The sequence below is a fragment of the Bradyrhizobium sp. Rc3b genome, assembly GCF_900114915.1.
GTDB lineage: Bacteria > Pseudomonadota > Alphaproteobacteria > Rhizobiales > Xanthobacteraceae > Bradyrhizobium.
This window is the reverse complement of record NZ_FOUS01000007.1, coordinates 106925-129928: the sequence shown is the minus strand read 5'-3', so window position 1 is coordinate 129928 and position 23004 is coordinate 106925. Positions and strand designations below refer to the sequence as shown.

Here is a 23004-nt window from a genome sequence, read left to right as displayed (position 1 = left end):
CTCCATCATTTCACGGCCCCGGCAGTCAGGCCGCGGACGAAGTATTTGCCGCCGAGGAGATAGATCAACAGCGTCGGGAGCGCCGCGATGATCACCGCGGCGCTCTGCACGCCGTGCTGCGGGATGTCTGCGACTGCAGCGGACAGCGCGATGAGAGCGGCGGTGACAGGCTGCTGCTGGCCGCTCGTGAACGTCACGCCATAGAGGAACTCGTTCCAGATATGCGTGAACTGCCAGATTACGGTGACGATCAGGATCGGCGGCGAGAGCGGCAGGATGATGCGCCAGAAGATGCGGAAGAACCCGGCGCCGTCGATGCGCGCGGCCCTGATCAATTCATGGGGGATGGCGACATAATAATTGCGGCAGAACAGCGTGGTGAAGGAGAGCCCCTGGATCGTGTGAATCAGCACGAGGCCCGCCAGCGTGTTGATGAGACCGATGTCGCGCAGCACGATGGTCCAGGGCAGCAGGCGCATCTGCTGGGGAAGGAACAGGCCGAGGGTCACGATGCCGTAGATCCAGGTGTCGCCGCGAAAACGCCAGAGCGACACGGCGTAGCCGGCGACGGCACCGAGCATGGTCGAGAAGATCGTCGCAGGAATCGTGACGAGGGCGGAGTTCAGCATGTACGGCCGGATGCCGGCGCAGGTCTCGGCGACGCAGAAGCCGCTCCAGGCAGCCAGGTAGTTGCTCCAGGCCCAGTGCTGCGGCCAGCCGATCATCGAGCCCTGCGCGATTTCCTCGTTGCTGCGGAGCGAGTTCAGCACTACAACAGCCAATGGCGCGAGCCATGCCGCAGCGATCAGCAGGACGATGAGGTAGATCAAGATCCGGCTTGGTGCGAAGGTCCGCTCACGCATGGGCGGCCCGCCGTCGCTGAACATATCGCCACGCCGCATACGGCAGCAGCACCGCGAGAAGAATGAGCAGCATGAGAACCGCCGCCGCCGCGCCCCGGCCGAGCAGGCTGCGCTGGAACATCAGGTCGTAGACGACGAGTGCCGGCAGCTGGGTCGCGATTCCCGGCCCGCCATTGGTGAGCGCGCGGACGAGGTCGAACGTCGAAATCGCGAACTGCAACTGGATCACGACGACGGTGATGGTGATCGGCCAAAGCGACGGCAGAATGATGCGCCGGTAAATTCGGATCGGTCCCGCGCCGTCGATCTGCGCGGCCTTGATGATGTCGGTGTCGACGGAGCGAAGGCCGGCAAGGAACAGCGCCATGGCGAAGCCCGAGGATTGCCAGATCGCGGCGATCACGATGGTCCAGATCGCCATGTCGCGGTCGATCAGCCAGTCGAACTTGAAGGAGGTCCAGCCGAGGTCGTGGACGAGCTTCTGGATTCCAAGGCCAGGATTGAGCAGCCAGCTCCAGACCGTGCCGGTGACCACGAACGACACCGCAAGGGGATAGAGGAAGATGGATCGCAGCAGGTTCTCGCCGCGAATGCGCTGATCCAGCAGGATCGCAAGAGCGAGGCCGGTCACCAAGCTCAGCAGCACGAAAGCGCTGCCAAAAAGCAGCAGATTGTCGAAGGCGATCTGCCAATTCCGCGACGCCGCGACCGCCGAGTAGTTGCGCAGCCCCACCCAGCCCGAGACGGGGATCAGCGTCGATGGCGTGAACGAGATCCAGATCGTCCACAGCGAGAACGAGACGAGGTGCGCGGCGGACAGCAGCAGCGGCACCCAGATCATCAGATATTCGGGCAGCCGGCGCACCCATTCGGGAAGCGCCGGCCGGCCCGGTCTTATCGCGGCGGCATTGGTCAACGCGCGCCCTCGACGGCCTCGGCGAGGCGGGTGGCCGCCTGCTCGGGCTTGATCGTCTTGTTCTTCACGTACTCCGTGATCACGTCGATCATCGCCGCGGTCATCCCGTTCTCCTGCGCCATGTTGTGCGCAAGGCTCAGGACCGCCTGGTTGCTGGCGATGGCGTCCTTCAGGGCTGCCGCGGTCCGCCGTTGACCGTCCGACCAGCCTTCGCCGGACAAATCGACGTCGGTGCGCACGGGGATCGATCCCGTGATCTGCGAATACATGGTCTGGATCGCCGGATCCATGACGAGCTGGGCCATCAGGGTCTGGCCGGCCTGCAGGTCGGGCTCCTTGCGCTGCCAGAAGATGAAGGCATCGGCGTTCAACAGGAACACCGGCTTGCTATTGTCGCTCGGACCTGGCGCGATCATGAAGTCCTCGAACTTGAAGCCGGCATTGCGCAACACGCCCTGCGCCCAGCCGCCCATGATCATCATGCCCATGTCGCCGTCGATAAAGCGCTTGAGGTTGGTCGAGAAGTGCTGGGCGCCGACATTGGGGTCCATCCAGTCGGCGATCTTTCGCACCTGCGCGAACGCAGCCTTGATCTCGGGGCCCTCCAGGGCTTTCTTCTCGAGATTCATGATGGCGGCGCGGTATGCGAGGGGACTAATGCCGGCCAGGGCGGCCTCGAATTTTTGCCCGTCGTCGGGGCGGGTGCCGCCGTTGGCGACGGGATAGGGGACGCCGCCCGCTTTCATCTTGTCGGCGAGGTCGTTGAAGTCAGCCCAGGTGACGGGGACCTTGTCGGCCTTGGCCTTGTCCATCGCGCGTTTGGAGAGAAACAGCATGTTGGTGCTGTAGATCTGCAACGGCAGTGCGATCCATTTGCCGCCCGGCTTGTGCAATTTCGCAAGGTCCGGCGCGACAACTTTCTCATAGCCGGCGGCCGCGACCACGGCGTCGAGATCGACAGTCGGGGCAATCTTCGACCAGGCTGCGATCTCGGGACCCTTGAGCTGCGAGCAGGCCGGCGGATCGCCGGCCATGATCTGAGCGCGCAGCTTGTTCATCATCTCGGTGGTGAAACCGGGGACGGGCGAGTGCTGCCAGACGCCGCCTTTCTCCTCGAACTTCTTGCCGAGCGCGGTGATGGCCGCCCCGTCGCTGCCCGCGGACCATTGTGAGATCGCGGTCAGGCGCGGCTTGACCGCGCCTTGCGCGCGGGCAAAGGCGGGCAGTGCGAGCGCGGCAGCGGATCCAGCGAGCAGACGGCGCCTTGTTGTCGTGATCGGCATGGCAGTTCCTCCCGGTGTGAACTCTCTTGCGCGCGAGCCGCGCAGCTTCAGGCCATCTCAGGCGGCCTCCGTCGACGCGGCCGGCATGCCGCCGCGGCAGGCGAGGCAGAACGCGGCGAAGGACAGCGCGGCCCTGGGATCATTGCCGTTCGACGGCGGCACGAAAGCCAGCGACACCTGCGCATGCTTGCGGCCGCCGAGCAGGCAGGCATCGACGCCCTCGACCAGCGCTTTCCGATCGCCTTCCGCAAGGAGCGAAGGCCAGCCGGAGATGGCGACGCCGTGGCAGGGCTTGACGTTCAGCGTGTTGCCGATCGCGAGCCCAAGGCGATACAGGCGATGCCGCAGCTCCTGGCGCACGCGCGAGGAGATCGGGATCGCAGTCACCCAATCGCTGCCGAGCTGGAGCAACTCCGGCTCGGGCACGCCGAGAAGCTCGGCCAGCGCCGGAAGCGAGGTATAAGCCTCGACACAGCCGAGGTGGCCGCAGCGACAGCGCGGTCCGCCTTCGCCAAACACCATGTGACCGAGCTCGATCGGCTGGAGCGCGTCGGTCTCGGCGGGATCATCCATCCAGGCGCCCGCAACGCCATGGCTGACAAACACGAACAGGTGCGTGTCATTGAACGGATAGTTTTCCGTGCGACAGCGATGGAATGTGGCGTGCGCCACGACCGAATTGGTGAATTCGACGGGCACGTCGGCGAACGTCTCGCCGAACATGTCGCTGATGCGCCCGACGTCACAGGGAATGATGGGATTACCCGCGGCGCTGAGCCGGCCGAGGCCCGGAATGGAGACGCCGACCTGCGAAAGGACGACGTGGCGGCGCCGCGTCCAGTCGCGCAACAATGTCATCGCTTCGCGAAAGACCCGGCCGACGGTCTCGACGGTCGGCGTCTTCGGCAGCGGTACGCGCTCGGTGTAGTGCAGCTCGCCCGACAGGCCGCCGACGCCGACGCTGAGGTGCTGAGCGGTCAGCTCGAAGGCTGCGAGGGCGACCGCTCCATCCAGCGACACGAGGCCAGTCGGGCCGCCGACGTAAGGGGCAGGGCGCCGTACTTCCTCGATCAGGCCTTCGGCTTTCAGGTCAAGCAGGATGCGCGACAGGCTCGCTTCGGACAGGCGCACGGCCTTGGCCAGCGGCGGGCGAAACGAGCCGCCCGACTGGAGCAGATGGGTCAAAATGGCAGCGCGCGTCTGCCGCCGACTTCTCGGCTGCTCCGGCATTTCCATCCCTGTCGTCATTCTTACTTAGTGTAAGAATTTGCGCGCGGAGCGCTCTGACTGTCAAGGCGTTTGCAGCCGTAAGCGTGGACTTGTTGTTGTGCGCGGCAGCAAGAGTGTCACGGCCCGATTGGTCTCGTAGGGTGGGCAATGCGAAGCGTGCCCACGACTTCGTATCTGTTGCGCTTTGCCCACCTACGGCACCGCCCCAAAACAAAAACGGCGCCATCCTGCGATGGCGCCGCTTCGAAAGCCGTATCGGCTTGGAGCTTACTTGCGATCCTTGATCGCGACGTAGTCGCGGCGGGTGACGCCGGTGTAGAGCTGGCGCGGGCGGCCGATCTTCTGCTGCGGGTCCTCGATCATCTCGCTCCACTGGCTGATCCAGCCCACGGTGCGGGCGACCGCGAACAGCACGGTGAACATCGAGACCGGGAAGCCCATCGCCTTCAGTGTGATGCCCGAATAGAAGTCGACGTTCGGGTAGAGCTTGCGGTCGATGAAGTACTGGTCGCTGAGCGCGATCTTCTCGAGCTCGAGCGCCACCTTCAGCATCGGATCGTCGCCATGGCCGGTCTCCTTGAGCACGGCGTGACACATCTTCTGCATGATCTTGGCGCGCGGATCGTAGTTCTTGTAGACGCGATGACCGAAGCCCATCAGGCGCACTTCGGAGTTCTTGTCCTTCACCTTGGCGATGAATTCGGGAATCTTGTCCACGGAGCCGATCTCGGCGAGCATCGCGAGGGCTGCTTCGTTGGCGCCGCCATGCGCCGGCCCCCACAGGCACGCGATGCCGGCGGCGATGCAGGCGAACGGGTTGGCGCCGGACGAGCCGGCGATGCGCACCGTCGAGGTCGAGGCGTTCTGCTCGTGGTCGGCGTGCAGGATGAAGATCTTGTCCAGCGCGTCAGCCAGCACTGGGTTGATCTTGTAGTCCTCGCACGGCACGGCGAAGCACATGTGCAGGAAGTTCTCGGCGAACTTGAGCGAGTTCTTCGGGTACACGAAGGGCTGGCCGACCGTGTACTTGTAGGCCATCGCCGCCAGGGTCGGGATCTTGGCGATCATGCGCATGGAAGCGATCATGCGCTGCTTCGGATCGTTGATGTCGGTGGAGTCGTGATAGAACGCGGCGAGCGCGCCGACCGCAGCCACCATGATCGCCATTGGATGGGCGTCGCGACGGAAGCCTTGGAAGAAACGGGCCATCTGCTCGTGCACCATCGTGTGATGGGTCACGCGGTCGTCGAAATCCTTTTTCTGCGCGGCGGTCGGCAGATCCCCAAACAGCAGGAGATAGCAGGTCTCGAGGAAGTCACCGTTCTCGGCGAGCTGCTCGATCGGGTAGCCGCGGTATTCCAGCACGCCCGCGTCGCCGTCGATATAGGTGATCTTGGACTGGCAGCTCGCGGTGGAGGTGAAGCCGGGATCGTAGGTGAACAGGCCGGACTGACCGTAGAGCTTGCCGATATCGATGACATCAGGCCCGACGCTGCCGCTGTGGATCGGGAGATCGTAGTTCTTGTTTCCGACCGTCAGCGTAGCGGTCTTATTGCTCGGTTTTGCGTCCATCGTAGGTCCCCGATGAAATGTGAAGCGGGCCGGAGCCGGAGGCCCCCTTTGCGAGATGATGGGGCAGGCCGGATGTTCCAGAAGGTACGGGGGAGATGGGTATATTATTGCTGTGTGCGCTGCAAGATCGCCGCACGCATGCTCGACTTACGTCGTAGACTGATCTTTAAGCCGGCCGAGGCTTTCCTGGCGTCCCAGGACGTCCAAAACCTCAAATATACCAGGCGACGTCGTCCGTCCGGTCAGCGCGGCCCGCAAGGGTTGGGCGACCGCGCCGAGCTTGAGACTATTTTCCTCGGCAAAAGCGCGCAGCGCAGCTTCGGTGGTGGCGCCGCTCCACGTCTCGACTTTCTCCAGCGCGGAATGAAGCTGGCCGATCAGCTTGCGGTTCTCTGGCGTCAGCAGCGCTTGCGCCTTGGGATCGAGCTCCAGCGGCCGGTCGGCGAAGATGAAATAAGCGCTGTCGATCAGCTCGATCAGCGTCTTGGCGCGCTCCTTCAGGGCCGGCATGGCCTTGAGAAGCTGGGCGCGCGTAGTGTCGTTTAACTTGGCCTTGAGCTCGTCGCGTGCGGGCACGAGATGGTCGAGCACGTCCTCGAACATCTTCACGAGTGATTGATCGTCGGCGTGGCGGATGTAGTGGCCGTTGAGGTTTTCCAGCTTGGCGAAATCGAAGCGGGCGGCGGCACGGCCGACGCTGGCGAGGTCGAACGCCGCGATCATCTCCTCGGTCGAGAAGATCTCCTGGTCGCCATGGCTCCAGCCGAGCCGGACGAGGTAATTGCGTAGCGCGGCCGGCAAATATCCCATGGCGCGGTAGGCATCGACGCCGAGCGCGCCGTGGCGCTTGGAGAGCTTCGAGCCGTCCGGGCCGTGGATCAGCGGAATGTGGGACATGCTCGGCAGAGCCCATCCCATCGCATCGTAGATCTGCTTCTGGCGCGCGGCGTTGATCAGATGATCGTCGCCGCGGATCACATGGGTGACGCCCATGTCGTGGTCGTCGACCACCACAGCGAGCATGTAGGTCGGGTTGCCATCGCCGCGCAAAAGCACGAGGTCGTCGAGGTTCTCGTTCTGCCAGACGACGCGGCCCTGGACCTGGTCCTCGATCACGGTCTCGCCGGTCTGCGGCGCGCGCAGGCGGATCGTCGGCTTGACGTCGGACGGGGCTGTCGCGGGATCGCGGTCGCGCCACATCCCGTCATAGAGGCGGGTGCGCCCTTCCGCGCGCGCCTTCTCGCGCATGGCGGCGAGTTCCTCGGCGGTGGCGTAGCAGCGATAGGCCTTGCCGTCGGCGAGCAGCTGCTCGGCGACCTCGCGGTGGCGCGCGGCGCGGCTGAACTGGTAGATGACCTCGCCGTCCCAGCCGAGCTCCAGCCATTTCAGACCGTCGAGAATGGCGCCGATCGCAGCCTCCGTGGAACGCTCCCTGTCGGTGTCCTCGATCCGGAGCAGCATCTTGCCGCCGTGCTTCTTCGCGTACAGCCAGTTGAACAGCGCGGTGCGGGCACCCCCGATGTGGAGGAAGCCGGTCGGCGAGGGAGCGAAGCGCGTGACGACGGAATCGGTCATTCTTGGCAGGGCCTATGCTTTGGAGGCGGTGGTGTATAGCAGGAACGGGACATAAACAAAGCCCGCTGGCGGACCTGCCAGGCCCTGCTTGGTGCCTTGCTTAAGCTCTTGGCTCAGCCTCCCGAATTTGGCAGAAGAACCGCTGATTTCCCGACAGGATTTTCGTAATGACAGAACCGGTGGCAGCTGAGGTTGGGCGCGATTTCATTCGTGACATCATCCAGGCCGACCTCGATCAGGGCAAATACAGGGAGATCGTGACCCGGTTCCCGCCGGAGCCGAACGGCTATTTGCATATCGGCCATGCCAAGTCGATCGCGCTCAATTTCGGCATCGCCCAGGAGTTTCCGGGCCGCTGCCATCTGCGTTTCGACGACACCAACCCGGTCAAGGAAGAGCAGGAATATATCGATTCCATCCAGGCCGACGTGCGCTGGCTCGGCTTCGACTGGGGCAAGAACCTGTTCTTTGCCTCGGACTATTTCGAGCGCCTGTACGAATGGGCGGAGCAGCTGATCCGCGACGGGCTCGCCTATGTCGACGACCAGACCCAGGAGGAGATCCGCCTCGCGCGCGGCACGCTGACCGAGCCCGGCAAGAATTCGCCGTTCCGCGACCGCAGTGTGGACGAAAACCTCGACCTGTTCCGCCGCATGAAGGCCGGTGAATTCCCGAACGGCACGCGGGTGCTGCGGGCCAAGATCGACATGGCCGCGGGCAACATCAATCTGCGCGATCCGGTGCTGTACCGTATCCTGCATGCGCATCATCCGCGCACCGGCACCAAGTGGCACATCTATCCGAGCTACGATTACGCCCACGGCCAGTCGGACGCCATTGAAGGCATCACGCATTCGATCTGCACGCTGGAGTTCGAGGACCACCGGCCGCTCTACGACTGGTTCATCGAAAAACTGCCGGTGCCGTCGCAGCCGCACCAGTATGAATTCGCGCGGCTCAACCTGACCTATACGCTGCTGTCCAAGCGCGTGCTGACCCAGCTCGTCCGCGACGGCCATGTCGCAGGCTGGGACGATCCGCGCATGCCGACCATGGCGGGGATGCGCCGCCGCGGCGTGCCGCCGGCCGCGCTGCGTGAATTCGTCAAGCGCATCGGCGTTGCCAAGGCCAACAGCGTGGTCGACGTCGGCATGCTCGAGTTCTGCATCCGCGAGGAGCTGAACCGCACGTCGCAGCGACGCATGGGCGTGCTGCGCCCGCTCAAGGTGGTGATCGAGAACTATCCGGAAGGGCAGACCGAGGAGCTCGAGGCGATCAACCATCCGGACGATCCCTCGGCGGGCACGCGGAAAATCACGTTCGGCCGCGAGCTCTATATCGAGCAGGACGACTTCATGGAGAATCCGCCGAAGAAGTTCTTCCGCCTGTCGCCGGGCAACGAGGTGCGGCTGCGCTACGCCTATTTCGTCAAGTGCACGGGCGTGATCAAGAACGATAAGGGCGAGGTGGTGGAGCTGCGCTGCACCTACGATCCCGCGACCAAGGGCGGCAACGCGCCCGACGGCCGCAAGGTCAAGGCGACGATGCACTGGCTGCCGGCGGCGAATTCGGTGCCCGCGGAGATCCGCATCTACAACCAGCTGTTCGCCAATCCGAGCCCGGACGCCTCGAATTTCGCAGCGGATCTCAATCCGCAGTCGCTGGAGATCCTCGCGGACGCGCGGATCGAGGCATCGGTCGCACAGAGCAATTCGACCGAGCCGATGCAGTTCGAGCGCCAGGGCTATTTCGTGCGCGACAAGGACTCGACGCCCGGCAAGCCGGTTTTCTCACGCACCATCGGCCTGCGCGACACGTTCGCGAAGGAAGTCGCGAAAGGTTGAGGCGCACATGAGCAGCGAAGCCGACGCCATCGTTTCCGCCATCATCGCGAAATGGTGCGCCGGCTTCGCGACTCTCGATGCGGCCGCGCTGTCATCGCTCTATTCGAAGAGCGCGTTCTTCTTCGGCTCCAACCCAAGACTCTATCGGGGCAGGGACGGCGTTGCCGATTATTTCAACGGCCTGCCGCGCTGGCGCAAGCCAAGCGCTGTGTTTTCCGATGTGAACGCAGCGCAGGCCGGCCCTGATCTGATCAACATGGCCGCGACCATCACGTTCGATCTCGCGGGCGAGCGGGACGATCTCATCGTCAAGATGAGCTGGGTGATCGTCCGCGAGGACGGCGGTTGGAAGATCGTCAATCACCACGCCTCGTCGCGGACATCGCTGATCTAGCGGCAGCGGAACGTCCTGCGTCCTGACGCAAGGCGGTTGCTGGGGCCCTTTCCAGCGACATACGTGTCAGGATTGGCGCCCCGGATCAGCGCAGCGGCAACATAACGCAGGTTGGATGGATGCATTTTCATCGGTGCGCCCCATCTAATTGGAAGAGGGGAGGTGAGCATTATGCGCATCCAACATTGGCAAGATGCTGCCAGCCTGTTGGTCGGCGTATGGCTGGTCCTGTCGTCCTTCATCCTGGGCTTGTCCGGAGCGGCTGTCTGGATCACCATCGCGCTCGGGCTCGGCGTCGTGCTCTTTGCCGTAGAAGCGTTTGTCATCCCGTCATATCTGGAAGAGTGGGGAGAAATGCTGCTGGGTCTGGCTCTTGTGCTGGCGCCTTGGACCATTGGCTATGAGTCAGCGTCAGCCACGGTGAGCAGCGTATTGTCGGGCATATTGGTGATCTTGCTCGGCGGCTGGGAACTGATGACCGATCGTGACTTCACCGCCTGGTGGCACGATCGCTGGCATCATCCAGCCGGCTGACAAGAGCGGTTAGCCGAACTTCGCCGACCTCTATCCAATGACGGTCGGAGAGGGGGGATTTGGCTCCGGCATTCCGAAGGAAATGTGCGGTGCAGGGCCTCGCGGTCCTGCACCAGGTCATCCCATCACAAGCCATCACAATGCGGCTCTGGGCTCGATCGGTTGCCAGATGCTGATCTTGCGCGTCTCCGGCATCAGGAAGACAGCGAGCACGAAGCATACCGCGGGGACCACGATCGGGTAGATCAGTGCGTAGCCGATGCTGCCGGTCGCGGCGAATGCCGCCGAGGTGATGAACGGCACCAATCCGCCACCCCAGCCGTTGCCGATGTGGTACGGCACGGAGACCGATGTGTACCTGATCCTGGCGGGGAAGAATTCTGCCAGAAATGCGCCGACCGGGCCGTACACCATCCCGACGTAGCAAACGAGGATGAAGATGATGAAGATAGCGGTCGGATAGTTGATGTTTCCGGGCTGCGTGACCGATCCCAGCCACAGATACAGCGGATAGTACGTGATCGCGGCGAGCAGCATGCCTCCGAGGATCACCGGCTTGCGGCCGATCTGATCCGACAGCCAGCCAAAGAAAATCAGGCTCGGCGTTGCAATGAGCAATGCTGCTCCCACGATGTAGGCCGAGGTCAGCGGGTCCACCTTGGAGACCTGCTGCAGAAAGTATAGCGCCCAGAATTGACCACTGTACCAGACCACGCCCTGTCCGATCAGGACCACGATGGCGATCCCGATGTATTTGATGTTCGAACTGAGGAAGGCCTCCTTCCACGGATTCCTCGTCATCTGTCCGCGGGCTTTGATCTCCTGGAAGATCGGCGTCTCCTGGAGCTGGAGGCGAATATAAATCGCGATGGCCACCAGCAGGAAGGACACCAGGAACGGAATGCGCCACGCCCATTCATCGAAGGCCTGATTGCCGGCATAGGTTCGGGTCAGGATGATGACTGCCAGCGATACCACGATCCCGAGAGTCGGAGAGGTCTGTAGCCAGCCGGTGTAGTAGCCGCGCTTGTCGTCAGGCACATGCTCGGCAACATAGGTGATGGCGCCACCATATTCGCCGCCCAGGCACAGCCCCTGGATCATGCGCAAGCCGAAGAGAAGGATCGCAGCCGTCAGCCCGATCGACTGGTAGGTTGGGATCAATCCGATCGCTCCCGTGCCCAGTCCCATTCCGCTGAGCGTGACGAGAAACGTATATTTGCGGCCGACCCGGTCACCCATCCATCCGAACAGGAATGCTCCCACCGGACGGATCAGAAATCCTGCCGTGAACAGCGCGATCGTGCTGAGCAGGGCGGCGATGGGGTGCGACTGCTCAAAGAACTTGACCGATAGAACTGCGGCCAGGCTGCCAAAGATATAGAAATCATACCATTCGATGATGTTTCCTACCGACGCAGCGATGATCACGCGGCGAAAATCGCTCGGTACCTGCATGTGCGCCTCCTATGGTTTCAAAACGCCTCCTCGCTTGATTCAGCGTCGATCTTCTCGCGGAGAGCGTGATGCGCGGCGTTGCAGGCGCCAATTCAAAGAGTTGCGTCGGCAACGTCTGACCTCAGGCGCGTTTGGCGCCACCTGAGAAGAGCTCCGGCGGTCTTAGAGCCGCGAGCCACCACTGCCTGCCCGTCTGTCAGGGAGGCGGGGAACCGTAGTGTAATCCCACCACGGGCTGCCAACTTATGAGACTTTCGGCTCAATCGATCTGACACGGGGCGTTTTTGCGACAGAGATCGCAAGGACTCGAATTGTCCGCGACGTCTGGTAATCAGCGAACGGAAAGGCGTCTCAGGCGTTGTGAGGGAGCCGGAAAAGGAACCCACCATGCAGAACATCGCAGAGCATATGGAAGTCATCGGCGCCGACGGCGTCCACGTCGGCACGGTCGATCGCGTCGAAGGCAATCGCATCAAGTTGACCAAGAAGGACAGCGGTGAGGGTAGCCACAAGGGCCATCATCATTTCATCGACAAGGGTCTCGTTGCCGATGTCGAGGGTAACAAGGTGCGGCTCTCTGCCAAGGCGTCGGTCGCCGTGACCATGGAAGAGGAAAAGTAGGGGCGCCTTCTTGCGTTCCCGATCTGTACCGCTATTCGCGCGGTCGCACGTTCCGGTAGCCTCTGTGCCAGTCGCGTCGCGTTAGGTGCAGGGATATGGCGGAGCCGGGCCGGCCAATACGCTCCCAGGGAGTTGCCGGGACGTGGCCGGTCGGCCGTGCTGCACCGGCTGGCGGCTTTGCCCCCGCGGGCTTTGGAGCCTGGCCGGCAATCGTCGAGACGCTGCGTGAATGGGCCCGCGCCGAGGCCGGCGCGGGGCGACTGTTGCCGTGGGTGCCGGTCGCCTTTGGCGGCGGTATCGCCCTTTATTTTGCCGCCGATCATGAGCCAGTGCTGTGGGTCGTTGCCGCGACGGCGATCGCGCTCACGTTTGGCGCGATCCTGTTGCGGCGGAGCCGGCTCTTTGCGCCTGCGATCATGATTGCGGCGGTCGCTTCCGGCTTTGCCGTGGCGACCTGGAAGACGGCGCGCATCGCCCATCCCGTGCTGGCCAAGCCGCTCTATTCGGTGTCGCTGTCGGGTTTCGTCGAGGCCCGCGATATCCGCGAGCGCACCGATCGTTTCGTGCTGCGCGTCACCGCGATGGAGGCGCAGCGCAGCGAGGTCAAGCTGGAACGGGTCCGCCTGTCGGTGCGCAAGGGCACTGCGCCCGAGGTCGGTAGCTTCGTGCAGCTCAAGGCGCGGCTGATGCCGCCGCTCTCGCCGGTGCGCCCCGGCAGCTACGATTTCTCGCGCGACATGTTCTTTCAGGGCATCGGCGCTTCCGGCTTCGTGATGGGCGCGATCACGGCTTCAATCCCGCCCGATGCCGGTGGCCTGCGGCTGCGCTATGCCGCCTTCATGCAAGGCCTGCGCGATACGATCGATGCGCGCATCCGGGCCACGCTCGAGGGCGATAACCGCGCGATCGCGACAGCGCTACTCACCGGGCGGCGCGATGCGATTTCCACGCCGGTCAACGACGCGATGTTCATCTCGGGGCTCGGGCACGTGCTCTCGATCTCCGGCTATCACATGGCGGTCGTCGCCGGCGTGGTCTTCTTCGCGGTGCGCGCATTGCTGGCCTTGATCCCGGGACTTGCGGCCGGCTTTGCCATCAAGAAATGGTCGGCGGCCGCAGCGCTGGTCGCGGCTGCGTTTTATCTGCTGCTGTCGGGCGCGGAGGTCGCGACGCAGAGATCGTTCTTCATGACGGCGGTGGTGCTGATCGCAGTGATGGTCGATCGCCGCGCCATCACCTTCCGCACGCTCGCAGTGGCGGCACTGATCGTGCTCGCAGTCGCACCGGAGGCGCTGGTGCATCCGAGTTTTCAGAGCCGGAATGCGTCAGTGTCTTAACCCCTGTCTAGGGCAACAAAACCATTGAATTGTCTGTGGTTTTTTGGGTTGCCGGCATCGCTCCCCCGGAACGAAAGCCGCTCAAAACTGGGCAGAAACCCCGGATTGGTGGCGCAGAGTTCCGGAAAAAGTCCCGGAGTGATTGGCGGGCGTTCACGTGGTGTTCAGTGCTTGGCCGTGGTCAATTTTCCCGACTTGTTCGCTAAAACACAACCGCACAACCTTATAAATCGCTTTAGGGTTGCGTCCGTAGTTCTCCGGGTAAGAACACCCGTGGAAATTAAATAGGTCAGCATTTGTTCCCCAGGCGTGTATTTATAAGCGCAACACGTAGAAGTAAGGCCGCCTGAGTTGGGCGGCAGTTCATCCTAGGAACTACCGGCAAGCGACTGGATTGGTGCTGTGCTCCGGCTCCATGCCCCCGTGGCCCGGAGTAGTCCCAACGGTCCCAGTCGCTGCCAAGACGGCTGGGGCCGTTTTTTCGAGATGGATTTGTTATTTGGGACCGAAAGCACTCAGCAGCCCGATCGCGACGGGTATCAGGGCGACGCAGGCCCACAAAGCCGGCGCGCCAGAGTTTAGGCCGGCAATGAAGATCCCGATGCCAAAGCCGACGATAAAGGCCGAGATCGCATAGGCAGCTACTGTGTCCATCGGTCGACCCAGCAAGATGTCTCAAGGACGCGCCGCGGCACCAAACGTTCCAGCGCGCCAAAGCGCCCCGCAGGAGGGGACGAACTTGGCCGCAATCAATCTGGACAATTCGAGGATCACTCCCCGATGAAATGTCTTGTCGACAGAATACATCGTGGTCCCATCGCCCAAGGTCGCTCGCTCGACAGGGCTGCAACCGCCGAAATAATCCTAGGAGCAACGGTCTAATAGGAACCTCGCCCACGGCGGGGTAATTCGATGCTTGCCACCATAGCGTAGTGTAGAGTGGCGCTGGTTGGTTATCGTTGAGCCATAATCAGACTATCGGCGAAGCAAAGCGGATCGATCGGGAGGCTATGATCCTGGATGGACGGGCTCTCCGACTTCAACGCGCTGCACAGCCGCAAGCATGATCACGAAGCTCAGCTTTACGCCTTCGACATTCTTGCGATGGGCGGTGACGACGTGGGCGCTCTGCCTTTGCATCTCCGTAAGACAAACCTCGAGCAGCTACCGGCTCGCCGGCCGGACGGGATCATCATGGCGCCTTTCGAAGGCGAGATCGTGCCCGATCAATTTCGAGCCGCCGGCTTCAAGGGCCTGCGCGAGGATCTGCAAACATCGCCCCCCGCTCACCCCCGCCGAGCAGATCGAGCAAGCTATGTAGAGGGGTCTCGGGCACTCGCCGGGCCCGGTTGACCGGTTCCGATCGCGTTAGCGCATCGACCAGGGCCAGGCCGATGATGTTTGCGGTTTTTTGACTTGCGGCAGCGCGGGGATTGGCGCCGGCTTTTGCGTCTGGGCGACATTGGCCGACTGCCGCGTCCGGGGCAGTGGTATTTTGGACGTCGCCTTTGGCTCTTCGGGGCTCATTTTTGGCTCTTCATGCATCACATTTGGCTCTGAGGCGTTGGCGATGACGTGGGCGAGTTGTTCCTGGCTTGCGTTGAGCCCCTCGGTGAGCGTTTGGCTGTCGCGCGCCATCTGAATCTGGGTCGCCTTGATCTGGTCGATGGTAGTGTTGTTACGCACCATTTCTTCCCGGCTCGCCTTGATCTGGCTTACGAGATTTTCATTGTCGCGCACCAATTGTTCTTGTCTCACCTCGAGTTGTTCGACCGTTTGCCTCAAGACAGCGAAATCGCGCACCATCGGTTGGAGCTGCCGCGCAAGTTCGGAAGACAGGGCAACTGCAGTCGGCGCGGCGGCGTGCTGCGCGGCCTGTGTCAAAGGTGCTGGTTCTGAGGGGGGCACCATCGCCTTATCAACGGAGGGTGACCACCGCCAGGCAGCCGCACCGATGGATGCTGCCAATAGAGAACCGCAAACCACGTAGCGCCAACCCGCCGAGCGATGAATCGTTGCTGGCGTGGCGCGAGATATCTTCCTCCTGGTCGGCGGGGCCAACGGACCGACTTCCTCTTCGCGCGCTGGGTTGACCAGTTTAGAAAACTGCTCCTCCAAGCTTTTTGTGATCTGCTCTTCCGCGAGCTTGTCGCCCAGCGTGGAATCCATTTGGCGCTCCATATCAAATTCAATGGCACCCGCCTGAGAGCGATCCGCATCTGCGCTAGGGCGAGCTAAAATTCAACGGGACTCAGATGGTTTTTGAGCCTGCGAAACTCTCCTAAAGGTGAGCATGGAGCCGCACGTCACGTCGTTTTTTTACACAGCTACCCAGAACTGTACTGGCGTTTTTAACGCAGTCGAGGAGGCGGAAGTATGTTCAGAACTCAGGGAACTACAAGGACGGATGACCAGAGTGGCGTGCCTTTTGCGATGATAGCCGGATGAGCTTTTCGAGCCGGACCAGAGCTCACGCGCGACCGGTGGGTGCCTCCAGGGCGAGAAGGTTCCGCACCCGCGCCCGCGCCGCGACTGTCCGCACGATCGGCCCGGCACGTCCAGGCTAGCACAGAGGCCCGCCGGCGTGAAACCGGCGGGCCTATTCGCTCAATTGCGCGCGCCCCATCCATCCCCTACATCGGCACTTCGTCCGATATAACGCCGGTTGCGCGGTCAGCTAGGGTTGCCTCGCCATCGTCATAGATCGGCGCGTCGAGTGACCAGGGCGCCTTTGATGTCCCCGTACGAAACGGATTCTCGCGATAGAAGGCAACTAACGCAGAGTGCGCTCCAGTTCACGCACGGCCTCGACGACCTCCTCGTCAATCCAGCACAGTAAGCAAGGCGTCGATCGTAGCTCTTTCGTCGAGGCCGCCCGGCTCGACGTGGCGTGCCATGATGTTCGGCATGGCGAGCAACACCCGCTTCTCTGAGCGAAGCTTGGGGCCGACGCGGGTCATAAGTCCTCCCGGAGGCACTTGAAGAAGGGATGCCGCACCTTGCCTTCGGCTGATTTGGCGCGGTACTCGATCTCAGCGAGCAGCTTCGGTTCGACCCAAGTGCCTTTGTGAGCGATGCGCTTTGTGTAGGGTTGGGTTTTACGGACCAGCGGCTCCAGGCGCTTGCGCAGTTCGTCGGCTGATGACTTGTCGAAGCCGTGGTCGACCTTGCCGGCGTAGACCAGGTCGTCCCCCTTACGCCGACCAAGATAGATGCCATCCCACTTGCCTTCGTCGAGCGCGAAACCGGCGATCGTCAGGGTCTCGCGCTGCGCGCAGGTCTTCTTGACCCAGTTGTTGCCGCGGCCGCTGGCGTACGCGCTGTCGCGTATCTTCGAGACAACGCCTTCCAGTCCGATCCTGCAGGCGTGCTCGAACATGTCGCGGCCTTCAAGCTCGAAACTTTCGCTGAACTGGATTTCGGTGCCGTCGACGATCTTCATGAGTTCAGTCTTGCGTTGGAAAAGCGGTAGCTTCCGGAGGTCGCGGCCGTTCAGGTACAAGAGATCGAAGGCGACCAGTACGATGCTGGTCGACCTGCCCTTCAGTTCGTTCTGAAGGACTGAGAAGTCCGTCGTGCCGTCCGCGGCGGGGACCACGACTTCGCCGTCCACGATCGCCGACCCCGCCTTGATGTGCCAGGCGTCATCGGCGACCTTCTTGAAGCGGTTGGTCCAGTCGTGACCTCGGCGGGTGAAGACCTTCACGGCTTCGTTCGCCAGATGGATCTGTACGCGGTAGCCGTCGAACTTGATTTCATGATTCCACCGCTCCCCGGACGGCACTCTCTCGACGGAGGATGCCAGGGCCGGTTCGATAAAGCCAGGGAAGGGCGCCTTCACGCCGCTCGCCGCCGGTTTACGCCGCTGAAACGCCACGCAACGAACTCCAACTCAACAACTCGCGGACTCAAGCCGGGACGGCAGGATTCGTTTCCGGAACCCGCGAATCCTTGCGGCGTTTGCATCGCCATCAACATTCTCAAGAGGAGGAGCCGATGGCCGCAGCGAAGAAGACCGCGCGTGGGCGCAAGCAGGACCGCGCCCGCGTCGCGAAGGGACAGGACTACGAAGTCCGGTACGAAGCCAAGAAGACCGGGCGCTCGGCATCGGCCGTGAAGAAGGCCGTCAAGAAGGTCGGCAATTCCCGCAAGCGCGTCGAGAAGCGTCTCGGCCGGTGAGTCAGCGTGGCCGCCTCAAGTCCGGCCGGAGAACCGGGTGAAGGCGGTCAGTCTTTGCACGCCGGGCTCGACACGCCGCGCCCGCGTGGACACCAGCGGTCCTGTCGTTCGCAACGATGAGGGCGGGCGACAAGCGCTGAGGGCCGTTCTTGAGTGCCTCGAAATCGGCCGAGGATGACGGCCAGGCGAGCCGAATCGGGGGCACAGTGGGGTGTCACAAATCCGGCCGTGCTTACCCCGGCAGAACGGAACGGGATCGCAGTCTCGACGTGAGGCTCGATCCGCTCCAGAGCTTCCGAGAGCACTCGGCGAGACCTCCGCTACGCGGATGTGGACTCCAGAAAATCCATCATTCGCCGCCACACATCTTCGCCAGTGATGGCCGGCGATGGAACTTGCGGGCGTGGCGCTCGTTGCTTGGCCGCGGCAGCAGTAGCGAGGAGAGCACGTGAACCGACGCCAGCTTGTTCAAGGGTCGGCGCTGCTGCCGGCGTTGCTGCTCGCTTCGCGCAGCGGTTTTGCCGCTGCGTCCGATGCCTCGTTCGGGCCGTCCACGGTGAGGGATCTCGCCCGTACGATAGCAAGCAAGCCGTTCGAGGCGCCGGACGAGAAGCTGCCGGGCGGGTTGAAGGACCTCGACTACGATCAGTACCGTTCGATCCGCTTTTTGCCAGAGCGCGCGCTCTGGCGCGGCAAGAATCTTCCGTTCGAGGCCCAGTTTTTCCATCGCGGCTTCTTCTACAAGAACAGAGTGAACATCTTCGAGGTCGCGGACGGAAAGGCGACCGAGCTCAAGTACCGCAAGGCGGACTTTTCCTTCGGCGAGAAAGTCCCGGCGTTCGAGGACAGCGATCTCGGCTTTGCAGGCTTCCGCATCCATGCACCCATGAACCGTCCCGACTATTACGACGAGGTCTGCGTGTTCCTGGGCGCGAGCTATTTCCGCGCCGTGGCCAAGGGGCAGACATACGGGCTTTCCGCCCGGGGGCTCTCGATCGATACGGGCGAAGCCAAGGGCGAGGAATTTCCGCTCTTCAAGACGTTCTGGCTCGAGCGGCCGGCGCCACGTGCGACCTCCTTGGTGATCCATGCTCTGCTCGACAGCAAGAGCTGCGCCGCGAGCTACCGATTCACCGTGCGCCCCGGGGAGACGACGGTCTTCGACGTCGAGATGTCGCTCTACCCGCGCGTCGAGATGGCGCGGGCCGGGCTTGCGCCCATGACCAGCATGTTCTTCTACGGTTCGAACGACCGCAACGACATCGACGATTTCCGTCCGTCCGTCCACGATTCCGACGGCCTTGCGATCTTCAACGGGAAGGGCGAAAGCCTGTGGCGGCCGCTCAGCAATCCTCGCGATCTCCAGATCAGTACCTTTCAGGATCTCAATCCGCGTGGCTTCGGGCTAATGCAGCGGGAGAGAAACTTCTTCGCCTACCAGGACATCGAATCCAGCTTCGAAAAACGTCCAAGTCTCTGGATGGAGCCGATCGGGGACTGGGGCGAGGGCAGCGTCACCCTGTTCGAGATACCGACCAAGGAGGAGGTTCACGACAATATCGCCGCATTCTGGCGGCCGAAAAACCCGCTGCGGGCCAAGGGCGAGCACAACTACACCCATCGGCTGCATTGGGGGCCGGATAGCCCGAAGCCGCATTCGCTCGCCAGATTCACGCGAACCGGCATCGGGGCGAGGGGTGAGGACGCACGCCTGTTCGTGCTCGATCTGCTCGGCGACAACCTCAAGGGCGTCGATCCTGCCGCTGTCAAAGGCGTCGTGACGGCGGAAAAGTCCGAGGTTAAGAACATCGTCACGCAGCCCAATCCCCACACAGGTGGGTGGCGGCTCAGCTTCCAGTGCCAGGTGAAAAGCGAGCCGATCGAGCTGCGGGCGTTTCTGGCAGAAGGCGATAAGCCATTGTCGGAAATCTGGGTCTACCGATGGGCACCCTGAGCACGGCACCGCGGCCAATTGTCAGCGATATCGCGACCCAGCGCCTGCTACCGAGCGAGTCCCCCCTTCCGATGGCTCCCGGCGACCTCGGCAAGAACCGGGTAGCGGTTCGTGTTCCTGCGCCGGTCTCGTCCAGGATGGCCTGGCGGCGCATCCTCATCCTGCTCTCGACGGCTGCGCTCACGGGGGCGGGCGGGCATGAGATGTATCGCGTGCTGCAGGTCGGCGGCGTCACCATCCTTGAAGCCATGGTGCTGGCGCACTTTCTGGTCCTGCTCGCTTGGGTGGCGTTTTCGTTCGCTTCCGCCCTGGCCGGTTTCTTCGTGCTGCTGGCCCACCGTCCGGACGTCTTCGAGCCAGACGCGGAACTGCCGGCGATCGCGGGCCGCACGGCCATGCTGCTTCCCACCTACAACGAAGACCCTCACCAATTGACTGCGCGGCTTCGTGCGATCATCGAATCCTTGGAGGCGACCCCGCACGGAGAGCTATTCGACTGGTACGTTCTGAGCGACAGCACCGATCCGGACATCTGGGTCGCCGAGGAAAAGGCGCTTCTCGCGCTGCGGCAGGCTGTCGGGGCGCCACGCCTGTACTATCGTCACCGCGCCGACAACACGGCGCGCAAAGCCGGCAACATCTCCGAGTGGATCACGCGGTTCGGCGCCGTCTACGACTTCATGATCGTGCTCGACGCCGACAGTCTCATGAGCGGACAGACCATCGTCCGACTGGTCCATGCCATCGAGACCAACCCCACCGCCGGCCTCGTCCAGACTCTTCCCATGATCGTCAATGCCCGAAGTCTGTTCAGCCGCGTCCAGCAATTCGCGGGCCGACTGTACGGACCGATAATCGCCGCGGGCGTCGCTTGGTGGCACGGCTCCGAAGGCAATTACTGGGGCCACAACGCGATCATTCGAGTGAAGGCGTTCGCCGAAGCGGCGGCGCTGCCCCAGTTAGGCGGGCGCAAGCCGTTCGGCGGGCACATCCTCAGCCACGATTTCGTCGAAGCCGCCCTGATGCGGCGGGCCGGGTGGGGCATCTACATGCTGCCGACGCTCGGTGGAAGCTACGAAGAGGTGCCGCCTTCACTGCTCGATTTCGCAGCGCGCGACCGGCGCTGGTGTCAGGGTAATCTCCAGCATCTGGCTGTCGTGCCAGCGCGGGGTCTCCACTGGGTGTCGCGCCTGCATTTCATGGTTGGGATTGGGGCATATCTGACGGCACCGCTGTGGCTGCTCTTCCTGCTGCTGGGGATGCTGATCTCGCTGCAGGCCAGCTTCGTGCGTCCGGAGTATTTTCCGAAGGGTTTCTCGTTGTTTCCGGCTTGGCCGGCCCAGGATCCCGTGCTCGCCATCTGGGTCTTCGTCGCCACGATGGGACTGCTGCTGCTGCCGAAGCTGCTCAGCCTCGTCCTTGTTTGGATGCGGGGCTCGGTGAGACGTCAATTCGGCGGCGCGTTGCGTGCTTCGGCCGGAGTTCTCGCAGAGATCGTCGTATCGGCGCTGATGGCGCCGGTGATGATGATCTTTCAGTCGATCGCCGTCGTCGAGATTCTGGCGGGCCGCGATGCCGGCTGGCAGACGCAAAGGCGGGAGGACGGCACGGTGGAGCGCCGCGAGCTATATCGGAAGTACGGCATCCCGACCTTGTGCGGCATCGCGATGGCGGCAAGCGCATACGCCGTTTCGCTGCCCCTTCTGCTCTGGATGTCGCCGGTCATCATCGGGCTGCTGTTCGCCGTTCCCATCGGGGCGCTGACGGCCAGGCCCGCCTCCCGCCAACTGTTTGCTACCCCTGAAGACCGAGAGCCGCCTGCGGTGCTGCGCCGGGCCAACGAATTGAGCGCGACGGCGGAGGTCGGCATCAAACCCGCTTTGGTGGAGCTGCGCGAAGACGCCGTGCTGCTGGCCTTTCACGTCGCCCAGCTGCCGTCCCCTCGTGTTGTCCGGCCCGACACGGTCGATGCGAACTTCGCAGTCGGACGCGCCAGGGTCGATGCCAGCGATACTTTCGAGGAGGCTGCCGCGCATCTGTCTTCGCGTGAGGTCTTCTCGATCTTGAACGACGGCTCGGCGCTCTCGACTGTGTTGCAGAAGCGATGAACGCGCACCGAGCGCTGGGCGGACCCCGCATGGGCTCGAGCTGGTCCTTGACCCCGAGACAACTTTCCGGCGACGGCGATCTCGCCCCTGAGTTCGGGAAAATCAGGCAATTATCCTGCCGCGTTCCGGAACCTTGCCCTCATTTCGCGGGTTCTCGCATGCCGCATATGACGGCGAGGAGAACAACATGAACAAGCTTCTTTTGACGGTCGCGATGGTGGCTATGCTTTCGACCGGTGCAATGGCGCAGTCCACGGTCGTCACCACCACCGGCACGGGTCATGCTGCCGCCGTGCAGATCGAGCCGGAATACCGCACGAAGATCCGCACCTATGTGACGGAACACAAGGTGCGCCCGGTGCAGACCGGCGAGAAGATCGTGGTCGGCCAACCGGTGCCCCGCGAGGTTGAGCTCGAGGCGGTGCCCGCCGAGTGGGGTCCCTCGCTCACCAAGTACCGCTATGTCTATTCCGGCGAGCGCGTAATGCTGGTCGATCCGTCGACACGCACCGTGGTCCAAGAGGTGGACTAAGTCCGCCGCGGCGGGTCGCGCAGAGGAGGCGACCCGCCGCAAGCCGGCGTCCGATACCCGCCGAGAAGCGATTCCTTGACTCTGCGAATGGCGGTCAGATGCCGATCATCCGATATTTCGTAGCCGTGGGCGGGGCTCTGCTCGCGCTGCTCTTCGCGGCCGACCGGTACCTGCCGGCCCCGATCGAGCGCGCCGGCGAGGCTGACCTCGACAGGACCACGATCCGGATCCGCTCGGCGAGAAGCCTTCCGGAGAAGATCATCTTCGACACGCGCTTTCGCCCGGACAATCCGGCGGTGGCAGCGGCGGAGCCGACTGCAGAACAGCGCCTAGGCTCGGCGCGTGAGGCGCTGGCCGCAATGCCTGCTGCCCCGGCTCCCGAGACCAAGAAAGAACCGCCAGCGCGCCGTCGTGCAGAAGCTCGTGCCATACCAGGCGATCGGCGAAGTTGCCGAGAAGATCGCCTGAGGCACGGCTGGCGTTCGATCGGCACGACTTTTTCGCAAGCGGATTGTGGTGAGCTGAGCTACTGACGCATGCAACGAAAAGGCCCAGCCGTCCCAGCGCGGCCCTCCTGCGGCGCGGCAATCCCAGAGATTGCACT

The 23004-nt window shown here is 63.0% G+C and carries 21 protein-coding genes and 1 pseudogene; 11 read left to right on the top strand and 11 right to left on the bottom strand.

Features of this window, described 5'->3' with window-relative positions; all coding sequences use genetic code 11:
• Positions 1-5: 5 nt before the first annotated feature.
• From BM190_RS17715 to gltX, 6 genes are all read right to left on the bottom strand, one after another.
• A complete protein-coding gene (locus BM190_RS17715) occupies positions 6-863 on the bottom strand; it encodes a carbohydrate ABC transporter permease (protein WP_177237139.1) in 858 nt (285 codons plus the stop codon).
• On the bottom strand, positions 856-1704 hold the full coding sequence (locus tag BM190_RS17710) for a carbohydrate ABC transporter permease (protein WP_085964149.1): 849 nt from the start codon (positions 1702-1704) through the stop codon (positions 856-858). The genes BM190_RS17715 and BM190_RS17710 overlap by 8 nt, the downstream gene beginning before the upstream one ends.
• Positions 1705-1775: 71 nt before the next feature.
• On the bottom strand, positions 1776-3062 hold the full coding sequence (locus BM190_RS17705) for an ABC transporter substrate-binding protein (RefSeq protein ID WP_092257175.1): 1287 nt from the start codon (positions 3060-3062) through the stop codon (positions 1776-1778).
• A gap of 57 nt (positions 3063-3119) precedes the next feature.
• On the bottom strand, positions 3120-4298 hold the full coding sequence (locus tag BM190_RS17700) for an ROK family transcriptional regulator (protein WP_177237159.1): 1179 nt from the start codon (positions 4296-4298) through the stop codon (positions 3120-3122).
• A gap of 261 nt (positions 4299-4559) precedes the next feature.
• Entirely contained in the window at positions 4560-5864 is a 1305-nt protein-coding gene (gene gltA, locus BM190_RS17695; RefSeq protein ID WP_018320224.1) for a citrate synthase, read from the bottom strand.
• 147 nt (positions 5865-6011) lie between these two features.
• Entirely contained in the window at positions 6012-7439 is a 1428-nt protein-coding gene (gene gltX, locus BM190_RS17690) for a glutamate--tRNA ligase (protein WP_092257170.1), read from the bottom strand.
• 167 nt (positions 7440-7606) lie between these two features.
• Here gltX and BM190_RS17685 point away from each other — a divergent pair, with 167 nt between their 5' ends.
• The 3 genes from BM190_RS17685 (at position 7607) to BM190_RS17675 (ending at position 10211) form a co-directional block, all read left to right on the top strand.
• The gene (locus tag BM190_RS17685) at positions 7607-9283 is read left to right on the top strand and encodes a glutamine--tRNA ligase/YqeY domain fusion protein (RefSeq protein WP_092257167.1); all 1677 of its coding nucleotides are present in this window, start codon (positions 7607-7609) and stop codon (positions 9281-9283) included.
• 7 nt (positions 9284-9290) lie between these two features.
• Entirely contained in the window at positions 9291-9677 is a 387-nt protein-coding gene (locus BM190_RS17680) for a nuclear transport factor 2 family protein (protein ID WP_092257165.1), read from the top strand.
• Between the two features lie 171 nt (positions 9678-9848).
• Positions 9849-10211, top strand: a complete 363-nt coding sequence (locus tag BM190_RS17675; protein ID WP_018320230.1) for an SPW repeat protein — start codon at positions 9849-9851, stop codon at positions 10209-10211.
• 135 nt (positions 10212-10346) lie between these two features.
• On the opposite strand, the gene BM190_RS17670 is transcribed toward BM190_RS17675, so the two are convergent.
• Positions 10347-11669, bottom strand: a complete 1323-nt coding sequence (locus BM190_RS17670; protein WP_018320231.1) for an MFS transporter — start codon at positions 11667-11669, stop codon at positions 10347-10349.
• A 387-nt stretch (positions 11670-12056) separates the two neighbouring features.
• Here BM190_RS17670 and BM190_RS17665 point away from each other — a divergent pair, with 387 nt between their 5' ends.
• Both BM190_RS17665 and BM190_RS17660 read left to right on the top strand, forming a co-directional pair.
• Positions 12057-12290 carry a DUF2171 domain-containing protein gene (locus tag BM190_RS17665; RefSeq protein ID WP_024341296.1) on the top strand — a complete coding sequence of 78 codons (234 nt, stop codon included), beginning with the start codon at positions 12057-12059 and terminating at the stop codon, positions 12288-12290.
• Between the two features lie 95 nt (positions 12291-12385).
• Positions 12386-13603, top strand: a pseudogene (locus tag BM190_RS17660) (ComEC/Rec2 family competence protein); the annotation flags it as partial.
• 519 nt (positions 13604-14122) lie between these two features.
• On the opposite strand, the gene BM190_RS40490 reads toward BM190_RS17660, so the two are convergent.
• Positions 14123-14281 (bottom strand): hypothetical protein, encoded by a 159-nt coding sequence (locus BM190_RS40490; protein ID WP_177237136.1) that lies wholly within the window; start codon positions 14279-14281, stop codon positions 14123-14125.
• A gap of 366 nt (positions 14282-14647) precedes the next feature.
• Here BM190_RS40490 and BM190_RS17655 point away from each other — a divergent pair, with 366 nt between their 5' ends.
• A complete protein-coding gene (locus tag BM190_RS17655) occupies positions 14648-14980 on the top strand; it encodes a DNA ligase-like domain-containing protein (RefSeq protein WP_349516735.1) in 333 nt (110 codons plus the stop codon).
• 15 nt (positions 14981-14995) lie between these two features.
• Here the strand turns inward: BM190_RS17655 and BM190_RS17650 are convergent, their stop codons facing one another.
• From BM190_RS17650 to ligD, 3 genes are all read right to left on the bottom strand, one after another.
• Positions 14996-15796, bottom strand: a complete 801-nt coding sequence (locus BM190_RS17650; RefSeq protein ID WP_092257756.1) for a hypothetical protein — start codon at positions 15794-15796, stop codon at positions 14996-14998.
• 653 nt (positions 15797-16449) lie between these two features.
• Positions 16450-16587 (bottom strand): hypothetical protein, encoded by a 138-nt coding sequence (locus BM190_RS40485; RefSeq protein ID WP_177237135.1) that lies wholly within the window; start codon positions 16585-16587, stop codon positions 16450-16452.
• The gene (ligD, locus tag BM190_RS17645; protein ID WP_092257161.1) at positions 16584-17504 is read right to left on the bottom strand and encodes a non-homologous end-joining DNA ligase; all 921 of its coding nucleotides are present in this window, start codon (positions 17502-17504) and stop codon (positions 16584-16586) included. The genes BM190_RS40485 and ligD overlap by 4 nt, the downstream gene beginning before the upstream one ends.
• A gap of 119 nt (positions 17505-17623) precedes the next feature.
• On the opposite strand from ligD, the gene BM190_RS17640 reads away from it, so the two are divergent.
• The 5 genes from BM190_RS17640 (at position 17624) to BM190_RS17620 (ending at position 22933) form a co-directional block, all read left to right on the top strand.
• Complete coding sequence (locus tag BM190_RS17640) at positions 17624-17806, top strand: DUF3606 domain-containing protein (RefSeq protein WP_011090744.1); 183 nt, start codon at positions 17624-17626, stop codon at positions 17804-17806.
• Between the two features lie 493 nt (positions 17807-18299).
• Positions 18300-19760: a glucan biosynthesis protein G gene (locus tag BM190_RS17635; RefSeq protein ID WP_502687004.1), complete on the top strand. Its 1461-nt coding sequence runs from the start codon at positions 18300-18302 to the stop codon at positions 19758-19760.
• Positions 19748-21868 (top strand): glucans biosynthesis glucosyltransferase MdoH, encoded by a 2121-nt coding sequence (gene mdoH / locus BM190_RS17630; protein WP_092257158.1) that lies wholly within the window; start codon positions 19748-19750, stop codon positions 21866-21868. Before BM190_RS17635 ends, mdoH begins: the two co-directional genes overlap by 13 nt.
• Before the next feature lie 187 nt (positions 21869-22055).
• Positions 22056-22400 carry a DUF1236 domain-containing protein gene (locus BM190_RS17625; protein WP_092257750.1) on the top strand — a complete coding sequence of 115 codons (345 nt, stop codon included), beginning with the start codon at positions 22056-22058 and terminating at the stop codon, positions 22398-22400.
• Positions 22401-22498: 98 nt separating this feature from the next.
• A complete protein-coding gene (locus BM190_RS17620; protein WP_092257156.1) occupies positions 22499-22933 on the top strand; it encodes a hypothetical protein in 435 nt (144 codons plus the stop codon).
• Positions 22934-23004 lie beyond the last annotated feature (71 nt).

What these genes read in the sequence shown, in the direction of transcription:
- BM190_RS17715 (WP_177237139.1), bottom strand. Translation starts at nt 863, where the DNA reads ATGCGTGAGCGGACCTTCGCACCAAGCCGGATCTTGATCTACCTCATC.
- BM190_RS17710 (WP_085964149.1), bottom strand. Translation starts at nt 1,704, where the DNA reads ATGATCTGGGTGCCGCTGCTGCTGTCCGCCGCGCACCTCGTCTCGTTC.
- BM190_RS17705 (WP_092257175.1), bottom strand. Translation starts at nt 3,062, where the DNA reads ATGCCGATCACGACAACAAGGCGCCGTCTGCTCGCTGGATCCGCTGCC.
- BM190_RS17700 (WP_177237159.1), bottom strand. Translation starts at nt 4,298, where the DNA reads ATGGAAATGCCGGAGCAGCCGAGAAGTCGGCGGCAGACGCGCGCTGCC.
- gltA (WP_018320224.1), bottom strand. Translation starts at nt 5,864, where the DNA reads ATGGACGCAAAACCGAGCAATAAGACCGCTACGCTGACGGTCGGAAAC.
- gltX (WP_092257170.1), bottom strand. Translation starts at nt 7,439, where the DNA reads ATGACCGATTCCGTCGTCACGCGCTTCGCTCCCTCGCCGACCGGCTTC.
- BM190_RS17685 (WP_092257167.1), top strand. Translation starts at nt 7,607, where the DNA reads ATGACAGAACCGGTGGCAGCTGAGGTTGGGCGCGATTTCATTCGTGAC.
- BM190_RS17680 (WP_092257165.1), top strand. Translation starts at nt 9,291, where the DNA reads ATGAGCAGCGAAGCCGACGCCATCGTTTCCGCCATCATCGCGAAATGG.
- BM190_RS17675 (WP_018320230.1), top strand. Translation starts at nt 9,849, where the DNA reads ATGCGCATCCAACATTGGCAAGATGCTGCCAGCCTGTTGGTCGGCGTA.
- BM190_RS17670 (WP_018320231.1), bottom strand. Translation starts at nt 11,669, where the DNA reads ATGCAGGTACCGAGCGATTTTCGCCGCGTGATCATCGCTGCGTCGGTA.
- BM190_RS17665 (WP_024341296.1), top strand. Translation starts at nt 12,057, where the DNA reads ATGCAGAACATCGCAGAGCATATGGAAGTCATCGGCGCCGACGGCGTC.
- BM190_RS40490 (WP_177237136.1), bottom strand. Translation starts at nt 14,281, where the DNA reads ATGGACACAGTAGCTGCCTATGCGATCTCGGCCTTTATCGTCGGCTTT.
- BM190_RS17655 (WP_349516735.1), top strand. Translation starts at nt 14,648, where the DNA reads ATGGACGGGCTCTCCGACTTCAACGCGCTGCACAGCCGCAAGCATGAT.
- BM190_RS17650 (WP_092257756.1), bottom strand. Translation starts at nt 15,796, where the DNA reads ATGGATTCCACGCTGGGCGACAAGCTCGCGGAAGAGCAGATCACAAAA.
- BM190_RS40485 (WP_177237135.1), bottom strand. Translation starts at nt 16,587, where the DNA reads ATGACCCGCGTCGGCCCCAAGCTTCGCTCAGAGAAGCGGGTGTTGCTC.
- BM190_RS17640 (WP_011090744.1), top strand. Translation starts at nt 17,624, where the DNA reads ATGGCCGCAGCGAAGAAGACCGCGCGTGGGCGCAAGCAGGACCGCGCC.
- mdoH (WP_092257158.1), top strand. Translation starts at nt 19,748, where the DNA reads ATGGGCACCCTGAGCACGGCACCGCGGCCAATTGTCAGCGATATCGCG.
- BM190_RS17625 (WP_092257750.1), top strand. Translation starts at nt 22,056, where the DNA reads ATGAACAAGCTTCTTTTGACGGTCGCGATGGTGGCTATGCTTTCGACC.
- BM190_RS17620 (WP_092257156.1), top strand. Translation starts at nt 22,499, where the DNA reads ATGCCGATCATCCGATATTTCGTAGCCGTGGGCGGGGCTCTGCTCGCG.